This window comes from Candidatus Methylomirabilota bacterium (assembly GCA_035260325.1).
In the GTDB taxonomy this organism is placed as follows: domain Bacteria; phylum Methylomirabilota; class Methylomirabilia; order Rokubacteriales; family CSP1-6; genus AR19.
The window spans coordinates 1-25,620 of the sequence record DATFVL010000081.1 but is presented as its reverse complement, the minus strand read 5'-3'; the positions used below and the strand labels follow the sequence as shown (position 1 = coordinate 25,620).

Sequence of the window (25,620 nt, the reverse complement as noted above, 5' to 3'; positions counted from 1 at the left end):
GCAAGCCGCGCTATACTGCCGACCTGTGACCTCGAGCCACGTGACGCGCCGGCTCGGCATCGTCCTCGCCGCCTTCGCCGGCCAGCCGCCCGCCGATCTCGTCGCGGCCGCGCGCGAGGCCGAGCAGCGCGGCTACCACACCGCGTGGGTCGGCGAGAGCTCCGGCTACGACGCGATCAGCCTGATGACGATGATCGCCGCCCACACCGAGCGCCTCCACGTGGCGTCGGCGGTCGTCCCGGTCCAGACGCGGACACCCGTCGTCCTCGGCGTGACCGCGGCGAGCCTGAACCACCTCTCGGGCGACCGCGTGCTGCTCGGGCTCGGGCTCAGCAGCCGCATCATCGTCGGCGACTGGCACGGTCTCCCTTTCGCGAACTCGCTCCAGCAGATCCGCGAGGCGGTCGAGATCATCCGGCGCGTCGCCTCCGGCGAGCGCGTCAACTTCGAGGGCAGGGTCTACCGCGTGAAGAATTTCAGGCTGACCGCGCCGGCGCCCGCCAAGCCCGTGCGCGTCGTCCTCGCCGCGCTCGGCCCCGAGATGCTCGAGCTCGCGGGCGAGATCGCCGACGGCGTCGTCCTGAACTGGATCCCGCCCGAGACCGTACCGGCGTCGGTCAGGCACCTCGAGGCGGGGGCGAAGAAGGCGGGGCGCACGCTCGACGGCTTCGAGATCGCGTCGTTCATCCGGACGTGCGTCACCGACGATCCGGCGGCGGCGCGCGAGACGCTCGCGCGCGACATCACCGGTTACACGATCGTGGACGTGTACGCGAGCTTTTTCAGGAGCGCGGGGTTCGCGGAGGAAGTGGAGGCGGTGAACGCAGCGTGGAAGGCGGGAGACCGCGCCGGCGCGGTGTCGCGGATCTCGCCGCGGGTCCTCGACGGCCTCGGCGTCGTGGGCGACGAGACGTTCTGCCGCGAGCGCATCGCCGAGTTCGCGCGGGCGGGGCTCACCCAGCCCGTGATCGCGCCGTTCGCGCCCCCGGGCGGGGACCACCGCGCCGCGCTCCTCCGGACGTTGCGCGCGTTTCCATGAGCCCTCGACTCACGGCGCTCGGGGTCATCCCCGCGCGGCTCGCGTCGACGCGCCTGCCGCGCAAGGTGCTGCGCGAGATCGCCGGCAAGCCCCTGATCGTCCACGTCTGGGAAGCGGCCAAGCGCTCGCCCGATCTCGCGGACGTGCTCGTTGCGACGGACTCGCACGAGGTCGTCGCGGCGTGCGCCGGCTTCCGCGTGCCGGCCGTCATGACTTCGTCCGACCACCCCTCGGGGACCGACCGCGTGTGGGAGGTCGCGCAGTCGCGGGCCGCCGACGTCTACGTCAACGTCCAGGGCGACGAGCCGTTCGTGACCGCGGCCCACATCCGGCGCCTCGTCGCGCCGTTCGAGGAGCGCCCGGAGACCCAGGTCAGCACGCTGAAGATCCGCCTCCAGCCCGACGAGGCGGATAATCCGAACGTGAACAAGGTCGTCTGCGCCACCGACGGTCGCGCGCTCTACTTCTCGAAGTACCCCGTCCCCTACGACCGCGACGGGCGGGGCGTCGTCCGCTTCAAGCACATCGGACTCTATGCGTATCGGCGCGCGGCGCTCGACCTCTTCCATCGCCTGCCGCCCTCGCCGCTCGAGCTCACCGAGAAGCTCGAGCAGCTCCGCTTCCTCGAGCACGGCATCCCGATCGTGGTCGCCGAGACCGACGAGCCGACGATCGGCGTGGACACCGAGGCCGACCTCCGCGCCGTCGAAGCCCGCCTGGCCGCGCGCCGCTCGTGATCGCGGCCCGCGACGACCCCGCGGCCCGGCCCGCCGTACGGCCCTCGCCGTGTATCAATCTTTGGACGTTGGCGGACGGCGTCTCTGGTGCTTTCCTGGAAGCGGGAGGCGGTAGAATCGGATGGTGATGACTCCCGGGCGGGTCGTGCTCACCTACCAGGATTACGCCGCGCTCCCCAACGACGGGCGGCGATACGAGATCCACGAGGGGGAGCTGTCGGTGACCGCGGCGCCGGGCTCGAAGCACCAGATCGTCAGCATGAGGCTCGGGGCCGCCTTGCACACGCACGTCGAAGCCCGTGGTCTCGGGATCGTCGTCGCCGCTCCGCTCGACGTCATCCTGACCGACAGGACGGTCGTCCAGCCTGACATCGTCTACGTCGCGACGGACCGCACGGCGCGAATCAGCGAGCGCGGCATCGAGGGCGCGCCGACGCTCGTCGTCGAGATCCTCTCGCCCTCGACGCGCGAGACCGACCGCGGCGCCAAGCTTCGACTCTACGCGAGCTACGGCGTCCCCTGGTACTGGATCGTGGACAGCGACGCCCGCGCGGTCGAGGCCTACAGGCTCGAGGCCGGACGCTACACGCTCATCAAACGCGCCGCCGGCGACGCGCCGCTCGGCGCCGAGCCCTTCCCGGACCTCGCTATCGCGCCCGCCGCGTTCTGGGCCTGAGCGGGCGCCGCCCCTAGCCGCTCGACCCCCCGCCGGGCGGACGACCCCGCCATTCCACCGTGCGCGTCGGGTACGGCATCTCGATCCCCTCGGCGCGCAGCCGGCGGAGGATGCGCTTCCGGAGCTCGTGCTGGACGAGGTACTGGTCCACGAACGAGGCGATCTGGCAGACGAGGGAGAAGTCGAGCGACGACTCGCCGAAGCCCGGGATCAGGCGGGCAAACGGCGCGGGTTCGGCGAGCAGGCCCGGCACCTCCTTCGCCGCCGTCGCGGCCTCCTCGGCGAGCACCCGCTCGACCTGCTCCGGATCGCTCTTGTAGCCCACCTTCACGGCGATCACGAGCGCCATGCGCGGCTCGGGCAGGTCGTAGTTGAGGATGACCGACTCGGCCACGCGCTTGTTCGGGACGACGACGATCGTATTCTGGAGCATCCGGACGCGCGTCGAGCGCCAGCCGATGTCCACGACGTAGCCCTCGATGGAGTCCGCGATCTTCACGTAGTCACCGACGCGGATCGGCTGGTCGGCGAGGAGGTGCATGCCCGCGAAGAGGTTGGCGAGCGAGTCCTGCAGGGCGAGCGCCACGGCGAGGCCGCCGACGCCGAGGGCCGTGAGGATCGGCGTGATGTGGATGCCGAGGACGCTCAGCAGGACGAGGACGCCGACGAGGATGATGGTCACGCGCGCGGCCGTCTGGGCGAGGCCCGTGACGGGGCCGCCGAGGGCGCGCCGCTCGCTCGCGAGCCCGATGAAGGCGGTGACGATCGAGGCGAGCGTGAACGTGACCGACAGGATGAGCGCGACCTGGAAGACGAGCTCGAGCTGCGCCGTAACGCGCCGGGGGAGCTCGGAGGCTTCGATCGCGACGTAGACGGCGAGGACCACGGCCCAGAGAAGCGCGGGCGCGTGGACCGCCTTGAGAAACGCGGCGAGCGCGTCGAGCGCCCGCATGCGGCGCCGGAGCGCGCGCTCGAGCGCCGCGCGTACGGCGAGCGCGGCGAGCAGCGTCGCCGCGAACGCCAGCCCGGGCCAGACCAGGCGCCACATGGGGTTCATGCTATCGTAGTCCCCGCCCATGAGTCAGCGCGGACGCTTCTACGGCTGGACGGTCCTCGCCGCCGCAGCCGCCATCGTCGCGATCGGGCAGGGCGCGCTCTTCTCGCTCGGCGTCTTCCTGAAGCCGCTCGAGGACTCGATGGGCTGGAGCCGCAGCGCCATCTCGATGGTCGCGCTCCTCAACTGGCTCGCGATGGGCGCCGGCTCGTTCTTCTGGGGCGCGCTCTCGGACCGGCTCGGCAGCCGCGTCGTGACGGTCGCGGGCGGCGTCCTCATGGGCCTGGGCTTGGTGCTTTCCAGTCAGGCGACGGCGCTCTGGCAGCTCGACGTGACCTTCGGCCTCTTCGTGGGGTTCGCGGCGGGCGCCTTCTTGACGCCGCTCTCGGTCACGGCGACGAAGTGGTTCACCGCCAACCGCGGCCTCGCCGTGGGCGTGGTCTCGGCCGGCGGCGGTGTCGGGCTGCTCCTCCTCTCGCCCCTCAGCCGCTGGCTCACGTCGCTCTACGACTGGCGGGTCGCGATGCTGGTGCTCGGCGACCTCGCGTGGCTCGTGATCATCCCGACGGCGCTCCTCATCCGGAACGCGCCCGCGGAGATGGGCGCCGTCGCCCTCGGCGGCGCCGCGGCGCCGCAGCGCAGCTTCTCGACGGCGCAGGTGCTCCGCGCGCCGCAGTTCTGGGCGATCGCGCTGACGCACTTCGCCTGCTGCGCGGCGCACTCGGGGCCGATCTTCCACATGGTGACGCACGCGATCGACCAGGGGGTCGTCCCCATGGTGGCCGCGACCGTCCTCGGCGTCTCGGGCCTCTCGTCCATCGCGGGGCGGATCGGCTGCGGCCTCATCGCCGACCGCTTCGGCGCCAAGCGCACGCTGATCGCGGGCCTGGCGCTCCAGGCGGTGATGGTCTTCGTGTACCTCTTCACGCGCGACGCCGGCGCCTTCTACGCGGCCGCCGTCGTCTTCGGCGTGGCCTACGGCGGGGTCATGCCGCTCTACGCGCTCGTGACGCGCGAGTACTTCGGCGAGCGCGTCATGGGCAGCGCGTACGGCGCGGTCTTCCTGATCTCGACGGTCGGCATGGGGCTGGGCTCCTGGGGCGGCGGCGTGATCCACGACCACCTCGGAACGTACGGCTGGCTCTTCATCGGCTCGGCCGCGATCGGCGCGGCCGCGATGCTCGTGGCGTTCACCTTCCGGGCGCCCCGACTCATGGCGCAGGGCGCTACCAGCAGTTGACACCTCCGCGTCACAAGTGCTAATAATGCCCCGCTTTTTCGGCGGTTAGCCCGCATCGGCCGCGAGCAGCGCCGTTCCAGGTAGAGTGCCCGTTGTGACTGATCAAGGAGGATCACGCATGGACGCAAACGGGATGAACCGCAGGCAGTTCCTCAAGGTCTCCGGCGCCACCGCGGCCGCCGCGGCGACGGGTATCGAGGGCATCCTCGAGGCGCGCCGGGCGCCGGCCTGGGCGCAGGGCGTGACGCTCAACATGGTCCGGTGGGCAGACTTCGTGCCTGCCTCCGACAAGCTGCTCCGGGAGGAAGTGCTCCCGAAGGCCGAGAAGGCGCTGGGCGCGACGATCAAGCTCGAGACGATCAACGCCAACGACATCCAGCCCCGGATCACCGCGGCGATCGAGGGCGGCAGCGGCCCCGACATCATCATGACCCAGCACAACTGGCAGCACCTCTACGAGAAGGGCGTCGTGGAGGTCGGCGACGTGGCCGAGAAGATCGCCAAGGAGCAGGGCGGGTTCTACAAGCAGTCGCGCGACGTCACCACCTCGGGCGGCAGGTTCATCGCCGTCCCCTGGTCCGTCGTCGGGCTGATGGTCGCGTACCGGAAGGCGTGGTTCGCCGAGGAGGGCGTGACGAAGTTCCCGGCGAACTGGGACGCGTATCGGGCGGTCGGCAAGAAGCTGAAGGCCAAGGGCCGCCCGATCGGCCAGACCATGGGTCACACCTTCGGCGACGCGCCGGCGTTCTCCTACCCATACCTCTGGTCCTGGGGCGGCGCCGAGGTCGACACCAAGGGCAAGGTCGTGCTGAACAGCAAGGACACCGTCGAGTCGGTGAAGTTCATGGTGGCCTTCTGGAAGGACGCGCACGACGAGGGCGGGCTCGCGTGGGACGACTCGAGCAACAACCGCGCGTTTCTCTCCGGGACGATCTGCGCGACGCTCAACGGCGCCTCGATCTATATCGAGTCGCTCCGCAAGCCGGACCAGTACAAGACCGAGAAGGGCGAACAGCTCAAGACCGACATCCTGCACGGCGTCCTCCCGCGGGGCCCGAAGGGGCAGTTCGCCTACCACGTGCCGTTCTCGCACATGGTCATGAAGTACGGGAAGAACCAGAAGCTCGCGAAGGACCTGCTGCTCTGGCTCGGGACCAGGGAGAACTTCGAGCCCTGGTTCCTGAGTCAGAAGGGGTTCTCCGTCGGGGCGACGACGGACTGGGAGAAGCATCCGATCTGGAAGGACGACCCGATCATGCTGCCGTACAGGGACGCCGCTCGCCTCGGACGGGCGCCGGGCTACGCGGGTCCGCCGAACGCCAAGGCCGCCGAGGTCCAGACGAAGTACATCATCACGGACATGTACGCCAAGGCCATCCAGGGCATGGCGCCCGCAGACTCCGTGAAGTGGGCCGAAGGCGAGCTGAACAAGATCTACGGATAGTCGGTGACGGCCAAACCCATCGCCGGGGGCCGGGGAGACGCCGCGACCGCGGCGCTTCCCCGCCCCCGCGTCTCGCCCGCGCGAGGGCTCGGGCGGCTCCTCGAGGACGAGCGCTCCCTCGCGTACCTCCTGCTCGCGCCGACCGCGCTGATCCTCACGATGTTCATCGCCTACCCGTTCCTGCGCGGAGTCTGGCTCGCGGTGACGAGCGCGACGGTCGGCGATCCGGGCGAGTACGTCGGCATGAAGAACTTCCAGCGGGCCTGGAACGACACGATCTTCCACCGGACGGCGATCAACACGTTCGTCTACACGGGCGTGACGACGGTGTTCAAGCTCGCGCTCGGCATGTGGCTCGCCCTGCTCCTGAACCGGGAATTCCGCGCCAAGCGGTACGCACGGGCGTTCATCCTGCTGCCGTTCATCATCCCGACGGTGCTCTCGACCCTCGCCTGGCAGTGGATGTTCGACCCGACGTTCAGCGTCATCAACTGGTGTCTCTGGCAGCTCGGTCTGATCACCCAGCGGATCAACTGGCTCGGCGACGAGTACCTGGCCCTGATCTCGATCATCATCGTGAACGTCTGGCGCGGAGTCCCGTTCTACGCCATCAGCCTCCTCGCCGGCCTGCAAACCGTCAATCCCGAGCTCCAGGAAGCCGCGGCGATCGACGGCGCCACCGCCTGGCAGCGCTTCTGGAGGATCACGTGGCCGCTGCTCCTGCCCGTGACGATGGTCGTGGTGCTCTTCTCCGTGATCCAGACCTTCGCGGACTTCCAGCTCGTGTACGTCCTCACCCGGGGCGGGCCCGCCAACGCGACCCACCTGTTCGCCACGTACGCTTACCAGATCGGTGTCGGCGCGGGGCTCCTCGGCCAGGGCGCGGCCATCTCGCTGGCCCTCTTCCCGGTGCTGTTCGTCGTCGTCGTGCTCCAGCTCTGGTACATCCGGCGGACGGAGACGGCCTAGAATGGCGATGATCCAAGGCTCCGGCTGGCGGAAGGTCGCCGTCTTCTACGCGCCGCTCTTCGCCTTCATCTTCGGGCTGCTGTTCCCGTTCTACTGGATGCTGGTGACGACGTTCCGTCCGGACGGGGAGCTCTACCGTCCCTGGAACCGCGCGAACACCACGCCGTTCTGGACCACGCACCCGACGCTCGAGCACATCCGCTACCTCTTCACCGACACGCTCTTCGGCACCTGGCTCTACAACACGATGTTCATCTCGATCGTCTCGACGCTGATCTCGCTCTTCTGTGGCCTGCTGGCCGGCTACGCGCTGGCGCGGCTCAGGTTCAGGCTGGCCGGGAGCCTCGGGACCTCGATCTTCATCACCTACCTGGTGCCGCCGACGCTCCTGTTCATCCCGCTCGCCGAGATCACGCGAACGTTCCACCTGACGGACACGCCGTGGGCCCTGATCCTCACCTATCCGACGTTCCTGATCCCGTTCTGCACCTGGCTCCTCATGGGGTACTTCAAGACGATCCCCAAGGAGCTGGAGGAGTGCGCGCGGATCGACGGGGCCTCGCGGGTCCAGGCGATGGTCAGGATCATCTTCCCCATCGCGATGCCGGGAATCCTCTCGGCGGGCATCTTCGCGTTCACGCTGTCGTGGAACGAGTTCATCTACGCGCTCGTGTTCCTGTCCACGACGCAGCAGAAGACGGTGCCCGTCGGCGTCGTCTCGGAGCTGATCCGCGGCGACGTCTTCTACTGGGGGCCGCTGATGGCGGGCGCGCTCCTCGGCTCGATCCCGGTCGCGTTCGTGTACGCGTTCTTCGTCGAGCACTACGTGGCCGGTCTCACCGGCTCCGTGAAAGGCTAATCCAGCGCCCGGAGCCCCCGACTCCGGGGAACCCATTGAGGGGGAAACGACCATGGCCCAGGTGATGATGAAGGACCTGAACAAGAAATACGACGAGGTCCACGCCGTCAAGGACGTGAACCTGCACATCCGCGACAAGGAGTTCATCGTGCTCGTCGGCCCGTCCGGGTGCGGCAAGTCCACGACGCTCCGGATGGTTGCGGGCCTCGAGGAGATCACCTCGGGCGAGATCTCGATCGGCGAGCGGATCGTCAACGATCTGCCGCCGAAGGACCGCGACATCGCGATGGTCTTCCAGAACTACGCCCTCTACCCGCACATGACCGTCTACGACAACATGGCGTTCGGGCTGAAGATGCGGAAGTTCCCGAAGGCCGAGATCCAGACGCGGGTGCAGGAGGCGGCCGTGCTCCTCGGCATCCAGGAGCTGCTCAAGCGCAAGCCGCGCCAGCTCTCGGGCGGCCAGCGGCAGCGCGTCGCCGTCGGGCGCGCGATCGTCCGCCACCCGCAGGTGTTTCTGTTCGACGAGCCGCTGTCGAACCTGGACGCGAAGCTCCGCGTCCAGATGCGCGTCGAGCTGAAGCGCCTCCACGACCGCCTCGAGACGACCGCCATCTACGTCACCCATGACCAGGTCGAGGCCATGACGCTCGGCGACCGCGTCGTCGTCATGAAGGACGGCTGGATCCAGCAGGTCGGCGAGCCGCTCGAGCTCTACTCGCGGCCGGCCAACAAGTTCGTGGCGGGGTTCATCGGCTCCCCCGCGATGAACTTCATCGACGTGACCGTCGCCGACGCGGGCGGGCTCTGGGCCGACGCGCCCGGGTTCCGGGTGAAGGTGCCGCCCACCCACGCGAGCCGGCTCGGCGCTTACAAGGGCCAGCGGGTGACGCTCGGCCTCCGTCCCGAGGATCTGCGCCCCGCATCCGGCAGCGACCCGGCCGAGTACAGCTTCGACGCGGTCGTGGACGTCGTCGAGCCGCTCGGCTCCGAAATCCTGCTCGACCTGCGCGCGGGTCAGAACACGATGGTCGCCCGCGTCGAGCCCTCCGTGCGGGCCAAGGTGCACGAGACGCTCAAGCTCGCGCTCACGCCCGACCGGGCCCGCTTCTTCGACACCAAAACCGAGCTCGCGATCTGACGTCGTCGTAGAGGGACCGCGAGGCCGGCGCCGAGCCTGGGCCGCCACGATGCCAGTGCGCGTAGCGCCGCGTCAGTGCTTCAAGAGGTAGGGCACGTCCGCCACGACCGTGTTCTTCCGGAACAGCAGGGCGCCCTTGATGAGCAGGGCGGTCTGGTTGTGCAGGACGTGCTGCCACCACTTCCGCGGCAGGAACTCCGGCAGGACGATCGTCACCATCTGGTCGTCGCCGCGCGCCTGGATCTGGTCGATGTAGTCGAGAAACGGGCGCAGGAGCGAGCGGTAGGGTGACGTCAGGACGACGAGCGGCACGCCGAGCCCCCACCGGGCCCACTTCTCCTCGAGCCTCCCCGTGTTCGCCGGGTCCGTCTCGACGTAGACGGCGCGCACGACGGCGGAGGGGGCGGCGAGCGTCCGCGCGTACTGCACCGCGCGCACGACCCCCCGGTGGACGTCGCCGATGAGGATGAGGACCGTGTGCTGGAACTGCGGCGGGCCCTCCATACCTTCCAGCGAAAGCTCGCTCGCGACCTCCTCGTAGTGCCGGTGCATCACGATGAACGCGGCGACGAGGATCGGAATGACGACGACGACGATCCAGGCGCCCTCGACGAACTTCGTGACCGCAAGAGTCAGCAGGACGATCCCGGTCACGACAGCTCCGATTCCGTTGACCCACACGCGCCAGCGCCAGCCTTTCTCCCGGAGCCGCAGCCAGCGCCGCACCATGCCGCCCTGGGAGAGCGTGAACGAGATGAAGACACCGATGGCGTAGAGGGGCAGGAGGGCGTGGGTGTCACCCTGGAAGACCACGATCAGCACGATGGCGAACCCGCTCAGGATCAGGATCCCGTTCGAGTAGACGAGCCGGTCCCCCTGGTTCGCGAACTGCCTCGGGACGAAACGGTCGCGCGCCAGGATCGACGAGAGGCGAGGGAAATCGGCATAGGAGGTGTTGGCGGCGAGGACGAGGATGAGCAGCGTCGAGGCCTGCACGGCGTAGTACAGCACGCCGGTGCCGAAGACCCGACGGGCGATCTTCGACACGACGGTCTCGTCGCCCCCCGGGACGATCCCGAAGTCGAAGGCGAGATAGGTGATGCCGAGGAACATCGTGATCGAGATCACGCCGAGCCAGGTCATCACCGTCTGGGCGTTTCGTCCCTCGGGCGGCTTGAGCGCCTGGACGCCGTTGGAGACGGCCTCGACGCCCGTCAGCGCCGTGCAGCCGGCGGCATAGCTCCGGAGGAGGAGGAACAACCCGAGCCCCTCGAGGCCCGGAGCGTGGGGCTCGTAGGGCGCCTCGGGGAGCAGACCGAACATCGCGCCCACGACCCCGTAGCCGACCGTCGCCAGGATGCTGGCGACGAAGAAGTAGGTCGGCGCGGCGAACAAGCGACCCGACTCGCGGACGCCCCGGAGGTTCCCGAGCGCGATTCCGGCGACGGCGAAGATGCTCAAGACGACCCGGTAGGGATGGAGCTGGGGCGCCGCCGACGTCAAAGCGGCGATCCCCGCGACGACCGACACGGACACCGTCAGGACGTAGTCGACCAGCAGCGCCGCCGCCGCGGTCAGCGCCGGGAAGATGCCGATGTTGTCCTTCGCGACCAGATAGGCGCCACCCCCCTGCGGGTACGCCGCGACCGTCTGGCGGTAGGAGATCACGACGACGGCGAGCAGGGCGGCGATACCCAGCGCGACGGGAAGCGAGTAGCTCAGCGCGGCGCTGCCGGCGAGGATGAGGACGAGCAGGATCTCTTCGGTCGCGTACGCCACCGAGGACAGTGGATCGGAGGCGAACACGGCGAGCGCCACCGTCTTGCTCAGGCGCTCGTGCCGGGCCTGGGCGAGCGGCATGGGCGCGCCGACCAGGAGGCGCTTCAGCAGGGTGAGCCGCATACCCGTGTGACTCTAGCCCCGCTCGGCGCCCTCGGCGATCGCCCGCCGCGATTTTTACGGCTTTTTAACGCCGCACCGGCCCTTCTTGACACGAGCTTGAGACGGCATGTGTCAGGCTCCGTCCATGGAGGACGGAACCCTGGGCACGAGGCGGATCTAGCGATGTGCGACGCGGCCGCTCGCGGCACTCGCGCGTGGGAGACTCCGCGGCCCCTGTGGAGCCTGCTCTACGGCTTTGCGGTCCTGACCGTCGGAGCGTTGGCTGCGGGCGAAATCGTCCTGCTCCCCGGCACCTGGCACGCAGTGTTCCGCGGCGGCCTCGCGCTCGGCGGCTTCGCCGCGATGGCGTGGTGGGTGCGGTCGAACCGCGCCGCCCTCGACCAACAGGATTGGTGCGCCTGCGCAGGCACGAAGATCACCGTGCGCGTGATTCCCGCGCGCCACGCCACGCCCGCGCCCGTCGACCTAGTCGCGGCGCGGCTAGAGCAGCGTCCCGTGGAGCACAACGTACGCCACGGTGAAGTAGATCACGAGGCCGCTGACGTCCACGAGCGTGGCCACGAACGGCGCCGACGCGCTCGCGGGGTCGAAGCCGGCGCGACGTAGGATGAACGGGAGCATCGAGCCCACCAGTGAGCCGAACATCACGACGCCGACCAGCGCCGCGCCCACCGTCAGCGCGACCAGCGGCCAGTGCGCGCCGTAATCGTAGAGACCGAGGACCTGCTAAATCCCGATTCGGGCGATCCCGATCGCGCCGAGGATGGCGCCGAGGGCGAGGCCCGCGGGCATCTCGCGCAGGCCGATCCACCACCAGTCGCGCACCCGCACCTCCTGGAGCGCGAGCGCCCGGATGATGAGCGAGGTCGCCTGCGAGCCCGGCTCAGCTCCCCCTCGAAGTGCTGCATCGCGGTGGCGGTGAGCATCTCCCCGAGGAAGAGCCTTGGTGGTTCCTCTATCTGATGGGGCTGCTCCTGGTCGGCCTGGCCGTCCTCATCGAGGCGACGGTTCCCGGGGACGGTCTGCGCTCGGTGCTCGAGCTCGCCGTGGTCGTCCTGATGTTCGGGCTCATGGCGACATGGGTCCGGCGCAACAGGGTCGCGATCGAGCTGGAGGAAGCGCGCGCGCGGCGCCAGGGCAGCGACCGCTGAGCCTTCGCTCGCACTTCACGTGCGGCGGGCGCTACACTAACGCCGTGAGCGTCACGCGGCCCGACCCCGACGCGCTCCTGGCCCGCGTCCAGGACGAGGAGGCGCGCCAGCGCCGCGGCAAGTTGAAGGTGTTCTTCGGCGCCGCCGCGGGCGTCGGCAAGACCTACGCGATGCTCGAGGCCGCGCGCGAGCAGCGCGCCGACGGCGTGGACGTCGTCGCCGGCTACGTCGAGACGCACGGCCGCGCGGAGACCGAGGCCCTGCTCGAGGGCCTCGAGGTCCTGTCCCCGCGCGTCATCGAGTATCGGGGCGCGACGCTGCGCGAGCTCGACCTGGACGGCGCGCTCGCCCGCCGCCCCGCGCTGATCCTCGTCGACGAGCTGGCGCACACGAACGCCCCGGGCTCGCGCCACGCCAAGCGCTGGCAGGACGTGCTCGAGCTGCTCGACGCCGGCATCGACGTCTACACGACGGTCAACGTCCAGCACGTGGAGAGCCTCAACGACGTCGTCGCCAAGGTGACCGGCGTCGTGGTGCGGGAGACCGTGCCGGACTCCGTGCTCGAGCAGGCCGACGAGGTCGAGCTGATCGACCTGCCGCCCGACGATCTTCTGCAGCGCTTCAGGGACGGCAAGGTCTACGTGCCGGAGCAGGCGCAGGAGGCCGTGAGGAACTTCTTCCGCAAGGGCAACCTCATCGCCCTCCGCGAGCTCGCCCTCCGCTCGACCGCGGAGCGGGTGGACGCGCAGATGCGCGTCTATATGCGCGACCACGCGATCGCGAAGGTGTGGCCGACGACCGAGCGCCTCCTCGTCTGCGTGAGCCCCGGACCGGACTCGGCGAGGCTCGTGCGGGCGGCCAAGCGGATGGCCGAGCGGCTCGGCGCCCCGTGGATCGCCGCATACGTGGAGACGCCGGCCCAGCTTCGCCTTCCAGCGGAGGCGCGCGAGCGCGTGAGCCACTCGCTGCGGCTCGCCGAGCAGCTCGGCGCCGAGACCGTCACGCTGCCCGGCGAGACGATGAGCGAGGCGCTCCTGGCGTTCGCGCACGACCGCAACGTGACGAAGATCGTGGTGGGCAAGCCGAGGCGCCCGCTCTGGAAGCGGATCCTGCTCGGCTCCATCGTGGACACGCTCGTCGAGGGTAGCGGCGACATCGACATCTACGTCATCAGCGGCGAGCGCGAGGAGCCCGCGCCCGTCGCGCCCGTCCGCCGGCGCGCGAGCGCCACCGACTGGCCGGCCTACGGCCGGGCCGTCGCGGTCGTGGCCCTCACGACCGGCGTGGCGTGGCTGATGTTCCCGTTCTTCGAGCTGTCCAACCTGATCATGGCGTACCTCCTCGGCATCGTCGTGGTCGCGATGCGGCATGGCCGCGGGCCGTCACTGCTCGCGTCCGTCTTGAGCGTCGCGGCGTTCGATTTCTTCTTCGTGCCGCCGTACTTCACCTTTGCGGTCTCCGACACCCGGTACCTCTTCACCTTCGCGGTGATGCTGGTCGTCGGCCTCGTGATCAGCGGCCTGACCGTCCGCGCCCGGGCCCAGGCCTTCGCCGCGCGCCTGCGCGAGCAGCGCACGGCGGCGCTCTACGCGATGAGCCGGGAGCTGGCGGGCACGCGCGGCGTGGACGACCTCCTGAAGATCGCGCTGCGGCACATCAGCGAGGTCTTCAAGAGCCAGGTGGCCGTGCTGCTCCCCGGCACGGGCGGCGCGCTCGCCCCGTGGAGCGGTGGGCAGTTCGAGCTCGACGCCAACGAGCGCGGCGTCGCCCGCTGGGTCTACGAGCACCGGCAGCGTGCGGGCCTCGGGACCGCCACGCTGCCGGGAGCGTCCGCGCTCCACCTGCCGCTGATCGCGTCGCGCGGGGCGGTGGGCGTGCTCGCCGTCCGGCCCGCCGACCCCCACGCCCTGGACGAGCCCGAGCAGCTCCACCAGCTCGAGACCTTCGCCAACCAGACGGCGCTCGCCATCGAGCGTGCGCAGCTCGCCGACGAGGCGCGCGAGGCGCAGGTGCGGATGGAAACCGAGCGCCTCCGCAGCTCCCTGCTGAGCTCGGTGTCGCACGACCTCCGCACGCCGCTTGCCACGATCACCGGCGCGGTGAGCACGATCCTCGAGAACGGCGCGCGGCTCGACGACCGCACGCGCCGGGAGCTCCTCGAGTCGGTGCGGGACGAGGGCGAGCGGCTGAACCGTCTCGTCCAGAACCTGCTCGAGATGACGCGGCTCGAATCCGGCGCGGTGGAGCTCCGGAAGGAGTGGCACTCGCTGGAGGAGGTCATCGGCGCGGCGCTGAGTCGCGTCGGCCCACGGCTCGCGAGCCGGCGCGTGAGCACCCGGGTGCCGCCGAACCTGCCGCTCGTGCCGATGGACGACGTGCTCATCGAGCAGGTGCTGGTCAACCTCCTCGACAACGCGCTCAAGTACACGCCGCCCACCAGCCCGATCGAGATCATCGCGACGGCGACGGACAGCGCGGCCACCGTCGAGGTGGCCGACCGCGGTCCGGGCCTGCCCCCCGGCGAGGAGGACAAGGTCTTCGAGAAGTTCTACCGCGGGCGGACCGACAAGGGCCGGGGCGCCGGGCTCGGGCTGGCGATCTGTCAGGGCGTCGTCCGCGCCCACGGCGGCCGGATCTGGGCCCAGAACCTCCCGGAAGGCGGCGTCGCCTTCCTGTTCACGCTGCCGATCACGGGCGCGCCGCCGCCGACGGCGACGGATGGCTGAGCCCGCGGTCGTCGTCGTCGAGGACGAGCCGCAGATCCGGCGCTTCCTGCGCGCGGCGCTCACCGGCCAGGGCTACCGCGTCTTCGAGGCGGGCACGGGCGAGGACGGGCTCATCGAGGCGGCGAGCCGGCAGCCGGACGTCGTCATCGTGGACCTCGGCCTACCGGACATCGACGGCCTCCGGGTGATCCGGCGGCTCCGCGAGTGGAGCGCGGTCCCGATCATCGTCCTCTCGGCGCGCGGCCAGGAGCCCGACAAGGTCGCGGCGCTCGACGCCGGCGCCGACGACTATCTGAGCAAACCCTTCGGCGTCGGCGAGCTGCTCGCGCGGATGCGCGTCGCCCTCCGCCACCGCGCGCGCGTGGGCGAGGAGTCGGTCGAGTCCACGCTCTCGGTCGGCGACCTCCAGATCGACCTCGGCCGCCGCCGGGTCCTGGCCCGCGGCGCCGAGGTGCACCTGACGCCGATCGAGTTCCGGCTCCTGGCGACGCTCGTGCGCTACGCGGGGAAGGTCGTCACGCAGCGGCAGCTGCTCCGCGAGGTCTGGGGCCCGAACGCGGAGGACCAGTCCCACTACCTCCGCGTCTACATGGCGCACCTCAGGCGGAAGCTCGAGCAGAACCCCGCGCAGCCCCGACACCTCCTGACGGAGCCGGGTGTGGGCTACCGGCTCCTGACGGAGTGACCGCCGCCGGGCGTCTCGTGTATCGTAGCCCGCTGAGCATGAGCCTTCCGGGCACCGTGCGGCGTCGAGAGGTCGGGCTCGCGTACCTGCTCCTGGCTCCCACCCTGCTGCTCCTCCTCACGGTGGTGGCGTACCCGGTCGGCTGGGAGGTCTGGACGAGCCTGACCGACCTCTCGCCGCTCAAGGACGGCCCGACGGCGTTCGTCGGGCTCGAGAACTACCGGCGCCTTCTGGCCGATCCGGGGTTCTGGCGCGCGGCGACGGTGACAGTCGTGTACGCCGCCGTCACGAGCTTGGCGAAGCTGGCGCTCGGGCTCGGCTTCGCCCTGCTCCTCACCCGGCCGTTCCGGGGCCGGACCCTCGTCTTCCTGGCCATCTTCCTCCCCTGGGCGTATCCCGCGGGCGTGAGCGTGATCGGGTGGTACTGGACCCTGAACCCCCCGACCACCACCGCCTACGCCCCGTTCATGGGACATCTGAAGTATAGCGTTGACAGCGTCTTCGGCGGCGGAGCCTGGGCCTTTGTCAGCGTCATCTTGTTCAACATCTGGCGCGGCAGCTCCTTTATCGCTGTGCTGCTCCTGGCCGGCATCAACGCCATCCCGCCCGAACTGTTCGAGTGCGCGCTCCTGGAATCGAAGAGTGCGTGGCGCCGCTTCCGCCTGGTGACCGTGCCGCTGCTGAAGCCGTTCCTCGCGCTGGGAGTGTTCCTCTCGCTCACCAGCGCCTTCGCCGACCTCGCCAATGTCTGGATGCTCACCGCGGGCCGCATCGTCTTCCCCGTCATCGGCACCAACGCCTACTGGCTCGTGATCAAGGCGGGCCAGTTCGGGCCCGCCTCGGCGCTGTCGCTGACGCTGGTCCCGTTCCTGCTCGCCGTCATGCTGGTGCTGTTCCGCCTGTTCGATGCCCCGGAGCGGGAGGCTGCATGAACCCGAGGCCCTGGTGGGCGAAGCTCGGCCATGGGAGCCTGATGCTCCTGGCCACGGTCTACTGCCTCTTCCCGATCTACTTCATGCTAGTACAGTCGCTGAAGACCCCCGAGGAGGATGTCTTCGGCAATCCGTTCATCGTGATGAATCCAACCCTCGAGAACTTCGAGGAGTTGTTCGAGCGCAAGAGCGAGGTCCGCGGCTTCGTGGGAGACGCGCTCCGCCGCTCCTACCCCTTCTTGGACTGGATCGCAAACACCCTGTTCGTTTTTGCCGGCTCGGTGGTAGCGACCCTCGCGGCCAGTGTCGCCGGGGCCTACGCACTGGGCCGGCTACGTCCGCCGGGGTTCCGGTGGTGGCGGCGCGCGATCTTCGCCACCTATGTGATCCCGCAGACCATCCTCTTCGTCCCGCTCTTCCAGGTCGTGAACGGGCTCGGGCTGGACGACAACCTCCTAGCCCTCCTCCTCATCTATCCCACCATGGCCCTGCCGTTCTGCGTGTGGATGCTCTCGGCCTACTTCCAGCACCTGCCGCGGGAGATCGAGGAGGCGGCCCTGATCGAGGGCGCGAGCCGCGCCACCGCGTTCTTCCGCATCATCCTGCCCATGAGCCGCCCCGTCCTCGTCGCCGCGGGCATCTTCACCCTCGGGACCGTCGCCAGCGACTTCATGATCGCCTCCGTTTTCCTCCTGAGCGGGCAAAACCAGACCATCACGGCCGGGCTCGGGACCTTCGACGTGGCTCTCGACGAACTGGCCGGGGTGGCGGGGGTCAATTTGCTGGCGATCCCCGTGATCACGATCTCCGCCGTCTTCGCGCGGGGCTATGTGCGCGGCCTCACCGCGGCGATGGTCGAAGGAGCCTGACGGGTCAGCGACCCGTCGGGACGATGCGGATGATCCGGTGGAGCGCGCTCTCGGCAACATAGAGCGCGCCGGAACGATCCACGGCGATCCCCTCGGGATCGCCCAGCCCGCGGGCAATGGTCGTCACGACCCCGTCGGCGGAAACCCGGAAGATCTCGCGGATGTGCAACCCACTGCTCACGAATACGCTGCCGTCGGGCGCCAGCGCCATGCTGATCCGCTGGTAATTCCCTGAGGGCAGACGGGCGCGCAGGCTGAAGTCACCGCCGGCGGTCAGGGTCCACACCTCACCGAGCGAGCTGAGAACGATCACCTCGCCGTCTGGGCGAGCGGCCACGGACACGAAGCGGGGGAGCGGTTCGCGCCCCGGCGTGGGCGTCAAGCGCCGTGGAAAGAGCGGCGCCACCAAGTCGAGTCGGCGCGGGCGCGGTCCCTCGTCGTTGAGGTCGATACGAAAGATGAGCGGTCCCTGATAGTTGCGGTCAGAGAGCACGTCGAGGCCAGGCGGTGGTGGCGTCTCCGAGCGGAGCTGTGTGTCGGCGCTCAGGTAGTCCACGACGACCAGGCGACCATGGCGGTCGACCGCGAAAGCACTGCCGCCCACCAGATGCTGCAAACCGACGGCGAGCGACGTCAGCCGCCGGTCGGCGGAGAAACGGTAGATGCGATTGCCGTTCTCCTCCCCGAGTAGGAGATCCCCTGAGCTCGGATCGACGGCCAAGCTGCCGAACGAGGCCTTGCGCGGCTCCGTCGCGAACGGGACGACGACGCGCGGGAGGCGCGACGCGTCAACCGGTGCGCCGCCCAGATCGAGCCAGACGATCTCGGCAGCGGCGGTATCGCTCCGGCCGTGACTCAGCACGACGAGCCGGCCAGGGCCATCGAACGCGAGCTGGATGGGCCGGACGAAGCCGGTCGCGACCACCTCGACCTGTGGCACCTCGCCGCTGACGACCAGCGTCGGGACAGCGGCCAGGACGCAGGCCACGGCCATACCCACGGCTCCAGCGCATCGCCTCGAACTCAGCCTTGACACGCTGCGATGGCAGATGCTAGTTTTCGCGCACAATCGAGGGACCTCACGCGGTGCTCACACCTTTTTGCCGGGAGCGTGACCAATGATCATCAGAATGGTGGTTACCGTCGGAGCGGCCCTGCTCATCGGCTTGGCCGGCTTGCCGGCCGACGCCCAGGACTCGAAGGACCCGAAGGGCGTCATGGTCAAAGGCCTCATCACCTCGCTCGGAGGCTTCTCCGCCACCGTCAACGCGCCGCTGTTGATCACGGGCTCGACCGTCGTCCTCGAGCCGGGCGGTCAGACCGGGCGCCAGCAGTTCAGGATGCCGACCTACATCTACGTCGTCGAAGGCATCCTGACCACCTTTTACGAAGCGGGGCCCGTCGGCATCCAGGGCGCCCAGTACCACGGCGCCGGGCAGTCGTTCATGGACAACGGCGGGTGGTGGCACAACCACGCGAACAGGAGCGGCCAGCCCGTGAAGTACATCATGCTCCATATCGGCTATCCCGGCCGGCCGGATCCGGTGCAGAAGCCCGATCCCGAATAGTTTTTTCGGAGGGGGCCCTGACGGCCCCCTCCGAGCCCTACTTGGTGACGCCGCCGGTGATGCCCTGGATGAACCGGTCCAAGAAGAAGTTGTAGAGGAGCGCCACCGGCAGCCCCACCATCAGCGCCGCCGCCATCAGTGAGCCCCAGAAGAACACGTCGCCCCGGATCAGCTCCGTGGGCACACCCACGGTGACCGGTTTCTGGTCGCCCGGCGCGACGAAGGCTAGGCCGTAAAGGAAATCCTGCATCGAGAGCGTGAAGGCGAAGATCACCGAGGTGAGGACCCCGGGGAGGCTCACGGGGAGCACGACCCGCACGAGCGCGCCGAAGTAGCCGCAGCCGTCTACCCGCGCCGCCTCCTCCATCTCCATGGGTACTGTCTTGAAGAAGCCCATCAGGAGCCACGTGCAGAACGGGATCGTGACTGTCGGGTATACCAGCACCAGCGCCCACCAGCTGTCTTGAAGGCCGAGCATCGACACGACCCTGGAGAGCGGGAGGAAGAGGATGATGGCGGGGACGAGGTAGGTCATGAACACCGCGATCCCCAAATTCTCAGAGCCCGGAATGCGCAATCGCGCCAGCGCATAGCCCGCAGGCACCGCGGCGAGCAGCGTGATCACCGCCACCCACGCCGCGATGGTCATGGTGTTGATGATCCAGGCACCGTAGTTCGTGTCGGTGAAGAGATACCTGAAGTGCTTCCAGGTCGGCGCCAGGTGGAACCACAGCGGGAACTGGTCCATCCGATAGAGATCGGGATCCTGCTTGAAGGCGGTGATGGCCATCCAGTAGATGGGGAAGACGGCGATGACGACGTAGGGCGTGAGCGCGCCGTAGATCCAGAGATGGCGCCGTATCTCTTTCTGGCGGCGCGTGCGCGGGGCGGCCATCGGGCTAGTACTCTCTCCGTTTGATGTTCCTCAGGAGCAGGATCATGAGCGGCAGCAGTAGCGGAAAGAGAAAGAGCGAGATGGCCGCGCCTCGGCCGAGTGCCCCCGACTGGATGCCGACCTGGTACGCGAGCACGGGCAAGATCTTGGTCGCGTTGGCCGGCCCGCCCTGGGTCAAGAGATACACGATGCTGAGGTCCGACAGCGTGAACACCGTGTCGAACAGGAAGCCGATCAGGAGGATCGGGGCGATCATCGGCACCACCACGTAGCGGAACCGCTGCATGAAGGTGGTGCCGTCCACCTTGGCGGCGTCGATCACCTCGGTCGGCACCGACGTGAACCCCGCCAGCAGCACGATGGCCGAGAACGGGAAGTTGCGCCAGACGTTGACGATGATGCAGGCCGCGAACGCCAGGTGAGGCTGGCCCAGCCACACAGGCCAGTCCGCAGAGCCGTAGCTACCGATGAGCCCGATCCGGCTCAGGAACCAGTTGATGACGCTGAACTGGGAGTCGTACATCCACTTCCAGGACAGAACGCTGATGCTGATCGGCAGCGTGAAGGGGATCACGACCAAGCCCCGGACGATCTTCTTGCCTTTGAACGGCTGGAGCAGCAGGAAGGCGAGCGTAGTCCCGAGCAAGCCCTTGAAGATCGCCGCCACCACCGTGAAGACGATGCTGTTGGTGAGGGCGGTGTAGAAGACGTCGCTCTCGAGCGCGGCCCCGAAGTTCTCCAGCCCCACGAAGCTCGCCACCGGCTCGCCGACATTGGCATCGCTGAGGGCCAGCCACAGCGAGAACAGGAACGGGGCGCCCACGAGAAGGAGGACGTAGAGGACAGCAGGAGCCAGCAGGAGGTAGCCGAAGGCGAGCCGTTGTGACGACTGGCGGCGCCACCACGCGCGGGGCCCTACCCGGGCCCCTACAGAAACGACGGCGGCCCGGGCGCTTGCCGCGTCCGGGCCGCCGCTCGACGACCTTACCGTCATGCGACCGTCATGCGCGCTTGTGCTTGGCGTAGATCCGCCGGTACTCGCCCACACCCCACTTGATCGCTTCCTCTATGTTCACCCCGCGCGCCACGCGAGTGACCATGTCCGGGAAGACGAAGGTGTTGACGATCTCCTGGATGGGGGTCGTGGATGGCCCGGGATAGCCATAGAAGGCGACGATCTTCGGGAAGTCCTGGAGGATCTGCAGCTTCGGGTCGGTCCCGATGACGGGCATCGGCTTCTTGTAGCGGTCGTTGAGATACGGCATGTTGTAGCCGCGGCTCTGGACCATGCCTTCCAGATCGTTGTCGATCAGATAGGACAGCCACTCCCTGGCCGCCTGCTGGTTCTTCGAGAACTTCCACACCATCCAGACGTTCGGCGCCGCGACACTCACCCTCTTACCCGGCAGCCCCTGGGGCTCGAGCCCGAGGAAGGTGTTCTTGAACACCGGAGGGTTGGTGTCCTCGGTGGTGCGGTAGGCCGAGATCGCGTCGTGGACCCAACACGCGATGCCCGAGGCCAGGTAGCGATTGTCGGAGGCGTCATCCCAGGAGAACACCTCGGGCGTCATGCCCTCGTCGAAGATCGCCTTGGCGAAGCGGAGAAACTCCCGCAGTTCCTTCGAGTCGAGGGTGGGGTTCTCACCCGAGGGCTCCGCCTCCGTCCCGCCGAAGCTGAAGCACATCGAACGCCAGAAGAGGTTCGCGTCGGCGCATTGGGACAACGCGATCCCGGTGGGATGCCCCTTGGGCTTCAGCGTGCGCGCCGCCACCCGCGCCAGCTCCCAGGTGTCCGGCGGCTTCAGGTTGTTCTGCTCGAACAGGTCCTTCCGGTAGAGCATCGGCGCCAAGATGTAGAAGATCGGAAGGCCAAACCAGCGTCCCTCCACCTCGACGAGCGACCTCGCCGCCGGGATCCAGCCCCCGTACTTCTTGCCGGCCGCATCGGCGATGTCGGTAAGATCCACCAGGTTCTTGTAGTAGAGCCGGGTGAGGATAGACGAGCCGTTGTAGATGATGTCGTGGCCGGCGCCGGCCGCGAACTCGGCGGCCATGCGCGCTGGGATATCGAGGTGGGGGATGTGGTCCACCCGCACCTTGACGCCGTTCTTGTCGCCCCACTCCTTGGCGAACCTGTCATACCAGGCGTCGTAGGCGGGGATGAAGTGGCTCCACTGCAGAATCCGCAGGGTCGTCCCTTTGATCTGGGCCGGCGCCTGGCGGGCATCCAGCATGGTCGCCAAGGCACCTCCCGCGACGCCCGCACCGGTGACCGCGAGGAATTTCCGGCGGTTGACTGTTGAGGAGTCGGTCTGGACTCGACGCGGGTGATTCATCGTGAGCCTCCTTGGCTGTCCTCGAAGCGATCGACCGGAACGGTCCAACAACCCTAAAGAATTAGCTTCTTTATGCTTCCAGGGCGCCCCTTGTCAAGTGGCTTTTCTGATCGCTCCGGATGCTATTCTCGGCGCCGTGCCCCGCGCCCTTCGCCCCCTGCCCGTGCTCGCCCTCGCCATCGTGGCCCTCGGCGTCTTCGCAGCGGGCCTCGCCTGGCTCCTCGACACGGGGCATCCGCGGCCGGGTGCGTCGCGCGCCGAGCGCGTCTTCGACGCCCTCTGCGCGGAGTGCCACGGGGCCGACGGCCGGGGCTCGTGGCGCGCGGCGCTCTTCCTCGTCCGCCCCGGGGATCTCACCGATCCGGCACGCGCCGGGCGCGAGAGCGATCAGTATCTCTTCGACATCATCAAGCACGGCGGGGCGCCCATCGGCCGCCCCGGGATGCCCGCCTTCGGGGCCGCGTTCAAGGACGAGGACATCCGGGAGCTGGTCGCGTACGTGCGCGGGCTCGCCCGCGCGCGCGGCCATCAGTAGACTTTTTCGACCCGGAGGAGGACGAGGCGATCGCCGTCGAGCCGGACGGCGAGCCGCACGCGGTCGCCCGGCTTCACGCCCGCGGTGTCGAGCAGCGCGGGCTCGGCGAAGACCGCCATCAGCTCCATCGCCGCCATGCCGAGGCCCGCGACCGGCTCGTGGTTGACGAGGATCAGGTTGGCGGCCGGGCGCGCGGCGAGCGTGCCGCGCACCTCGTGGGCGGCGGGACGGAGGATCGTGCCCCAGATGCCGGCGGCGAACGCCGCCAGCAGCACCACGAAGAGGACGGCGACGAGCCGGCGCCGCGCGCCTACTGGAGCCGGGCGGCTTCCTCGACCCGGGGCACCGCCCGCAGGTCGTCGCCCTTCAGCACCCATTTGCCGCCGCAGCCTTCCTCGCCCGCGGCCGCCGCGGCCTTGTAGCCGTGGCCGAGCGTGATGATGAGCAGGATGACTCCGGCGCCCACGCCGAGGCCGCAGACGAACGCCTTACCAGGCACGTACGCGATGTTCGCGAAGCCGGCGCCGACGTCGTAGAGGTCCGATCCGGACTGGTCGCGCTGGGTGGTCTTGAGCGCCTCCTGCATGAGGTCGGGCTGGGCCGGGGCCGGCTGCTGCGCCGCCGCCAGAGGCGCAGCCGGCCCGCTGAGCAGGAGCGAGAGCACGACCGCGAGCGCGATCGAACGGGCGAGCAGTCTCATCACGTCCCTCCTGGTCTCCCCGGCCACGGTCCCGGGAGAAAAAAAGTATATCGCAGGCCCCGGGCGCCCACCTAACTCCATGGAAGGGCTATAATTGGCCATAATTTTCGCCCGGGAGGCCTTCGCCCATGAAACTCGTACGCTTCTCCACCAATGGCCAGTCCCCGCGCCTCGGGGCGCTCCAGGGTGAGCGCATCGCCGACCTCCAGGCGTCGCTCGCGGCGACGCTGACCCGGCGCGGGGTGGTGCGGGCCCAGGAGATCGCCGCCGCCCTCGTGCCCTCGAGCACGCGCGCCTTCCTCGAAGGCGGCGTGGCGGCCCAGGACGCGATCGCGGGTATCACCGAGTGGGTGACCGTCCCCGCGTCGAACGCGCGGCTCCACGCGCCGATCACCGATCCGGGCAAGTTCATCTGCATCGGCCTCAACTACCGGGACCACGCGGCGGAGGCGAACCAGCCGATCCCCAAGGAGCCGCCGATCTTCGCCAAGTGGTCGAACGCGATCCTCGACCCGGGCGAGCCCATCCTCCGCCCGCGGGGCTCCCAGCAGCTCGACTGGGAGGTGGAGCTCGGCGTCGTCATCGGCCGCACCGCGCGCTTCGTCGCGAAGGAGCAGGCGCTCGACCACGTCTGGGGCTACACGATCATCAACGACGCCAGCGCGCGCGACTTCCAGTTCATCACGAGCCAGTGGATGGCGGGCAAGATCCCCGAGACCTTCGCGCCGGTGGGACCGTACATCGCGGACGCGAGCGAGATCCGCGATCCGCACGTCCTCGAGCTCAAGCTCTGGGTGAACGGAAAACAGATGCAGCACGGCAACACGAAGACGTTCATCTTCGACGTGCGCTACCTCGTCAGCTACCTCTCGGGACTCATGACGCTCTCCCCCGGCGACCTGATCGCCACCGGGACCCCGCCGGGCGTGGGCTTCGCGCGCAAGCCGCCGGTGTTCCTCCAGCCCGGCGACGTCTGCAGCCTCGAGATCACGGGCCTCGGCCGGCTCGAGAACCCGGTGAAGGACGCCTGAGCGCGGCGGGCCGATGCTCGAGCTGATCGCGCCGCTCGTCATCGCCAACACGACGAAGATCGTCGTACTCTCGCTCGACGGGCTGGCCGGCCTTCCCCGCCCCGAGACCGGCCGGTCCGAGCTCGAGACCGCGAGCCTGCCGAACCTCGGGGCACTCGCCGCCGAGTCGGCGTGCGGCCTCATCCGCCACGTCGCGCCGGGCATCACGCCGGGGAGCGGCCCCGGCCACCTGGGCCTCTTCGGCTACGACCCGCTCCGCTACCAGGTGGGCCGCGGCGTCCTCGAGGCGCTCGGCATCGAATTCGACCTGCGCGCCGGCGACGTCGCCGCGCGCGGGAACTTCTGCACGGTGGACCGGGAGGGACGGATCACCGACCGGCGCGCTGGGCGGATCGCGACCGAGCTCTGCGTGAAGCTCACCGCGCGCCTGCGCGGCATCCGGCTGCCGGGCGTCGAGGTCTTCGTCGAGCCGGTCAAGGAGCACCGCTTCGTCCTCGTCCTCCGCGGCCGCGGCAAGGGGGGCCGCCTCTCCGGGCGCCTTTCCGAGACCGATCCCCAGCAGCTCGGCACGCCGCCGCTGCCCGTCAGGGCGCTCGAGCCCCGGGCGAAGGCGACCGCCCAGCGCGTGAACGCCTTCGTCGCCGAGGCCAGGCGCCGGCTCGCCGACGCGGCGCCGGCCAACATGGTGCTGCTGCGCGGGTTCGACCGGCTCCCGACGCTCCCGCGCTTCCCCGAGGTCTTCGGCCTCCGGTCGGCGGCGATCGCCGCCTACCCCATGTACCGGGGCCTCGCGAAGCTCGTCGGCATGGAGGTGCTGAAGACGGGGGCCACCTTCGCCGAAGAGGTCGCGACGCTCCGCGAGCATCGCGAGGCGTACGACTTCTTCTTCCTCCACTACAAGGACACCGACAAGGCGGGCGAGGACGGGGACTTCGACGCCAAGGTCGCCGCCCTCGAGCGCCTCGACGGCTTCGTGCCCGAGCTCCGGAAGCTCGCGCCCGACGTGCTCGTGGTCACGGGCGACCACGCGACCCCCTCGGTGCTCGCCGCCCACGGCTGGCAGCCCGTGCCGGTCCTCGTCTGGAGCCGCTGGTGCGGCGCCGACCCGGTCACCCGGTTCACCGAGCGGGC

General features: G+C 69.2%; 25 protein-coding genes and 1 pseudogene. 17 read left to right on the top strand and 9 right to left on the bottom strand.

Features of this window, described 5'->3' with window-relative positions:
* Window positions 1–25: 25 nt before the first annotated feature.
* The 3 genes from VKG64_05785 (at window position 26) to VKG64_05775 (ending at window position 2,452) form a co-directional block, all read left to right on the top strand.
* Entirely contained in the window at window positions 26–1,039 is a 1,014-nt protein-coding gene (locus VKG64_05785) for an LLM class F420-dependent oxidoreductase (protein ID HKB24549.1), read from the top strand.
* Window positions 1,036–1,776 carry a 3-deoxy-manno-octulosonate cytidylyltransferase gene (kdsB, locus tag VKG64_05780; GenBank protein ID HKB24548.1) on the top strand — a complete coding sequence of 247 codons (741 nt, stop codon included), beginning with the start codon at window positions 1,036–1,038 and terminating at the stop codon, window positions 1,774–1,776. Before VKG64_05785 ends, kdsB begins: the two co-directional genes overlap by 4 nt.
* A 127-nt stretch (window positions 1,777–1,903) precedes the next feature.
* Window positions 1,904–2,452, top strand: coding sequence for a Uma2 family endonuclease (locus VKG64_05775; GenBank protein HKB24547.1), 549 nt, complete (start codon window positions 1,904–1,906; stop codon window positions 2,450–2,452).
* Window positions 2,453–2,465: 13 nt separating this feature from the next.
* Here the strand turns inward: VKG64_05775 and VKG64_05770 are convergent, their stop codons facing one another.
* Entirely contained in the window at window positions 2,466–3,509 is a 1,044-nt protein-coding gene (locus VKG64_05770; protein ID HKB24546.1) for a mechanosensitive ion channel family protein, read from the bottom strand.
* A gap of 19 nt (window positions 3,510–3,528) precedes the next feature.
* Here VKG64_05770 and VKG64_05765 point away from each other — a divergent pair, with 19 nt between their 5' ends.
* The 5 genes from VKG64_05765 to ugpC all read left to right on the top strand — a co-directional run bounded on the left by VKG64_05765 (window position 3,529) and on the right by ugpC (window position 9,159).
* Complete coding sequence (locus VKG64_05765) at window positions 3,529–4,746, top strand: MFS transporter (GenBank protein ID HKB24545.1); 1,218 nt, start codon at window positions 3,529–3,531, stop codon at window positions 4,744–4,746.
* A gap of 118 nt (window positions 4,747–4,864) precedes the next feature.
* On the top strand, window positions 4,865–6,190 hold the full coding sequence (locus VKG64_05760; protein HKB24544.1) for an extracellular solute-binding protein: 1,326 nt from the start codon (window positions 4,865–4,867) through the stop codon (window positions 6,188–6,190).
* Between the two features lie 3 nt (window positions 6,191–6,193).
* Window positions 6,194–7,159, top strand: coding sequence for a sugar ABC transporter permease (locus VKG64_05755; GenBank protein HKB24543.1), 966 nt, complete (start codon window positions 6,194–6,196; stop codon window positions 7,157–7,159).
* Window positions 7,160–7,166: 7 nt separating this feature from the next.
* Window positions 7,167–8,018: a carbohydrate ABC transporter permease gene (locus VKG64_05750; GenBank protein HKB24542.1), complete on the top strand. Its 852-nt coding sequence runs from the start codon at window positions 7,167–7,169 to the stop codon at window positions 8,016–8,018.
* A 52-nt stretch (window positions 8,019–8,070) separates the two neighbouring features.
* Window positions 8,071–9,159, top strand: coding sequence for a sn-glycerol-3-phosphate ABC transporter ATP-binding protein UgpC (gene ugpC, locus VKG64_05745; GenBank protein HKB24541.1), 1,089 nt, complete (start codon window positions 8,071–8,073; stop codon window positions 9,157–9,159).
* Between the two features lie 72 nt (window positions 9,160–9,231).
* On the opposite strand, the gene VKG64_05740 is transcribed toward ugpC, so the two are convergent.
* Both VKG64_05740 and VKG64_05735 read right to left on the bottom strand, forming a co-directional pair.
* Window positions 9,232–11,061 carry an APC family permease gene (locus tag VKG64_05740; protein ID HKB24540.1) on the bottom strand — a complete coding sequence of 610 codons (1,830 nt, stop codon included), beginning with the start codon at window positions 11,059–11,061 and terminating at the stop codon, window positions 9,232–9,234.
* 480 nt (window positions 11,062–11,541) lie between these two features.
* Window positions 11,542–12,002 (bottom strand): annotated as a pseudogene (locus VKG64_05735) (magnesium transporter).
* Between VKG64_05735 and VKG64_05730 the strand changes: the two are divergent.
* Genes VKG64_05730 through VKG64_05710 form a run of 5 tightly spaced genes read left to right on the top strand, consistent with a single transcriptional unit; the run spans window position 11,961 to window position 17,424 of the window.
* The gene (locus tag VKG64_05730) at window positions 11,961–12,212 is read left to right on the top strand and encodes a hypothetical protein (protein HKB24539.1); all 252 of its coding nucleotides are present in this window, start codon (window positions 11,961–11,963) and stop codon (window positions 12,210–12,212) included. The pseudogene VKG64_05735 and the gene VKG64_05730 overlap by 42 nt on opposite strands.
* 44 nt (window positions 12,213–12,256) lie before the next feature.
* Entirely contained in the window at window positions 12,257–14,938 is a 2,682-nt protein-coding gene (locus VKG64_05725) for a sensor histidine kinase KdpD (GenBank protein ID HKB24538.1), read from the top strand.
* Entirely contained in the window at window positions 14,931–15,623 is a 693-nt protein-coding gene (gene kdpE, locus VKG64_05720; protein ID HKB24537.1) for a two-component system response regulator KdpE, read from the top strand. The genes VKG64_05725 and kdpE overlap by 8 nt, the downstream gene beginning before the upstream one ends.
* A gap of 38 nt (window positions 15,624–15,661) precedes the next feature.
* On the top strand, window positions 15,662–16,555 hold the full coding sequence (locus VKG64_05715) for a sugar ABC transporter permease (protein HKB24536.1): 894 nt from the start codon (window positions 15,662–15,664) through the stop codon (window positions 16,553–16,555).
* The gene (locus VKG64_05710) at window positions 16,552–17,424 is read left to right on the top strand and encodes a carbohydrate ABC transporter permease (protein HKB24535.1); all 873 of its coding nucleotides are present in this window, start codon (window positions 16,552–16,554) and stop codon (window positions 17,422–17,424) included. The genes VKG64_05715 and VKG64_05710 overlap by 4 nt, the downstream gene beginning before the upstream one ends.
* A 4-nt stretch (window positions 17,425–17,428) precedes the next feature.
* Here the strand turns inward: VKG64_05710 and VKG64_05705 are convergent, their stop codons facing one another.
* Window positions 17,429–18,418, bottom strand: coding sequence for a hypothetical protein (locus VKG64_05705; protein ID HKB24534.1), 990 nt, complete (start codon window positions 18,416–18,418; stop codon window positions 17,429–17,431).
* 124 nt (window positions 18,419–18,542) lie between these two features.
* Here VKG64_05705 and VKG64_05700 point away from each other — a divergent pair, with 124 nt between their 5' ends.
* Window positions 18,543–18,992, top strand: coding sequence for a hypothetical protein (locus VKG64_05700; GenBank protein HKB24533.1), 450 nt, complete (start codon window positions 18,543–18,545; stop codon window positions 18,990–18,992).
* A 37-nt stretch (window positions 18,993–19,029) separates the two neighbouring features.
* Here VKG64_05700 and VKG64_05695 read toward each other — a convergent pair whose 3' ends face one another.
* From VKG64_05695 to VKG64_05685, 3 genes are read right to left on the bottom strand one after another with little or no spacing between them, the layout of a single operon-like run.
* The gene (locus VKG64_05695) at window positions 19,030–19,887 is read right to left on the bottom strand and encodes a carbohydrate ABC transporter permease (GenBank protein HKB24532.1); all 858 of its coding nucleotides are present in this window, start codon (window positions 19,885–19,887) and stop codon (window positions 19,030–19,032) included.
* Between the two features lie 4 nt (window positions 19,888–19,891).
* Window positions 19,892–20,881, bottom strand: a complete 990-nt coding sequence (locus tag VKG64_05690) for a sugar ABC transporter permease (protein ID HKB24531.1) — start codon at window positions 20,879–20,881, stop codon at window positions 19,892–19,894.
* Between the two features lie 7 nt (window positions 20,882–20,888).
* Window positions 20,889–22,121: an extracellular solute-binding protein gene (locus tag VKG64_05685; protein HKB24530.1), complete on the bottom strand. Its 1,233-nt coding sequence runs from the start codon at window positions 22,119–22,121 to the stop codon at window positions 20,889–20,891.
* Window positions 22,122–22,359: 238 nt separating this feature from the next.
* Here VKG64_05685 and VKG64_05680 point away from each other — a divergent pair, with 238 nt between their 5' ends.
* Window positions 22,360–22,758, top strand: a complete 399-nt coding sequence (locus tag VKG64_05680) for a cytochrome c (protein HKB24529.1) — start codon at window positions 22,360–22,362, stop codon at window positions 22,756–22,758.
* Here the strand turns inward: VKG64_05680 and VKG64_05675 are convergent.
* Both VKG64_05675 and VKG64_05670 read right to left on the bottom strand, forming a co-directional pair.
* Window positions 22,752–23,033 (bottom strand): copper-binding protein, encoded by a 282-nt coding sequence (locus tag VKG64_05675; protein HKB24528.1) that lies wholly within the window; start codon window positions 23,031–23,033, stop codon window positions 22,752–22,754. The two genes, VKG64_05680 and VKG64_05675, sit on opposite strands and share 7 nt — an antisense overlap.
* A gap of 35 nt (window positions 23,034–23,068) precedes the next feature.
* A complete protein-coding gene (locus VKG64_05670; protein ID HKB24527.1) occupies window positions 23,069–23,458 on the bottom strand; it encodes a hypothetical protein in 390 nt (129 codons plus the stop codon).
* 128 nt (window positions 23,459–23,586) lie between these two features.
* On the opposite strand from VKG64_05670, the gene VKG64_05665 reads away from it, so the two are divergent.
* A complete protein-coding gene (locus VKG64_05665; GenBank protein ID HKB24526.1) occupies window positions 23,587–24,489 on the top strand; it encodes a fumarylacetoacetate hydrolase family protein in 903 nt (300 codons plus the stop codon).
* Between the two features lie 13 nt (window positions 24,490–24,502).
* The coding region (locus VKG64_05660) for a 2,3-bisphosphoglycerate-independent phosphoglycerate mutase (GenBank protein HKB24525.1) at window positions 24,503–25,620 on the top strand (1,118 nt) is incomplete at its 3' end.

Excerpts from the sequence above, each read along its gene's own strand:
- VKG64_05760 (HKB24544.1), top strand. The coding sequence starts at position 4,865 with ATGGACGCAAACGGGATGAACCGCAGGCAGTTCCTCAAGGTCTCCGGC.
- ugpC (HKB24541.1), top strand. The coding sequence starts at position 8,071 with ATGGCCCAGGTGATGATGAAGGACCTGAACAAGAAATACGACGAGGTC.
- VKG64_05685 (HKB24530.1), bottom strand. The coding sequence starts at position 22,121 with ATGCTGGATGCCCGCCAGGCGCCGGCCCAGATCAAAGGGACGACCCTG.
- VKG64_05665 (HKB24526.1), top strand. The coding sequence starts at position 23,587 with ATGAAACTCGTACGCTTCTCCACCAATGGCCAGTCCCCGCGCCTCGGG.
- VKG64_05670 (HKB24527.1), bottom strand. The coding sequence starts at position 23,458 with ATGAGACTGCTCGCCCGTTCGATCGCGCTCGCGGTCGTGCTCTCGCTC.
- VKG64_05765 (HKB24545.1), top strand. The coding sequence starts at position 3,529 with ATGAGTCAGCGCGGACGCTTCTACGGCTGGACGGTCCTCGCCGCCGCA.
- VKG64_05705 (HKB24534.1), bottom strand. The coding sequence starts at position 18,418 with ATGGCCGTGGCCTGCGTCCTGGCCGCTGTCCCGACGCTGGTCGTCAGC.
- kdpE (HKB24537.1), top strand. The coding sequence starts at position 14,931 with ATGGCTGAGCCCGCGGTCGTCGTCGTCGAGGACGAGCCGCAGATCCGG.
- VKG64_05750 (HKB24542.1), top strand. The coding sequence starts at position 7,167 with ATGATCCAAGGCTCCGGCTGGCGGAAGGTCGCCGTCTTCTACGCGCCG.
- VKG64_05770 (HKB24546.1), bottom strand. The coding sequence starts at position 3,509 with ATGAACCCCATGTGGCGCCTGGTCTGGCCCGGGCTGGCGTTCGCGGCG.
- VKG64_05695 (HKB24532.1), bottom strand. The coding sequence starts at position 19,887 with ATGGCCGCCCCGCGCACGCGCCGCCAGAAAGAGATACGGCGCCATCTC.
- VKG64_05715 (HKB24536.1), top strand. The coding sequence starts at position 15,662 with ATGAGCCTTCCGGGCACCGTGCGGCGTCGAGAGGTCGGGCTCGCGTAC.
- VKG64_05690 (HKB24531.1), bottom strand. The coding sequence starts at position 20,881 with ATGACGGTAAGGTCGTCGAGCGGCGGCCCGGACGCGGCAAGCGCCCGG.
- VKG64_05700 (HKB24533.1), top strand. The coding sequence starts at position 18,543 with ATGATCATCAGAATGGTGGTTACCGTCGGAGCGGCCCTGCTCATCGGC.
- kdsB (HKB24548.1), top strand. The coding sequence starts at position 1,036 with ATGAGCCCTCGACTCACGGCGCTCGGGGTCATCCCCGCGCGGCTCGCG.
- VKG64_05775 (HKB24547.1), top strand. The coding sequence starts at position 1,904 with ATGACTCCCGGGCGGGTCGTGCTCACCTACCAGGATTACGCCGCGCTC.
- VKG64_05710 (HKB24535.1), top strand. The coding sequence starts at position 16,552 with ATGAACCCGAGGCCCTGGTGGGCGAAGCTCGGCCATGGGAGCCTGATG.
- VKG64_05740 (HKB24540.1), bottom strand. The coding sequence starts at position 11,061 with ATGCGGCTCACCCTGCTGAAGCGCCTCCTGGTCGGCGCGCCCATGCCG.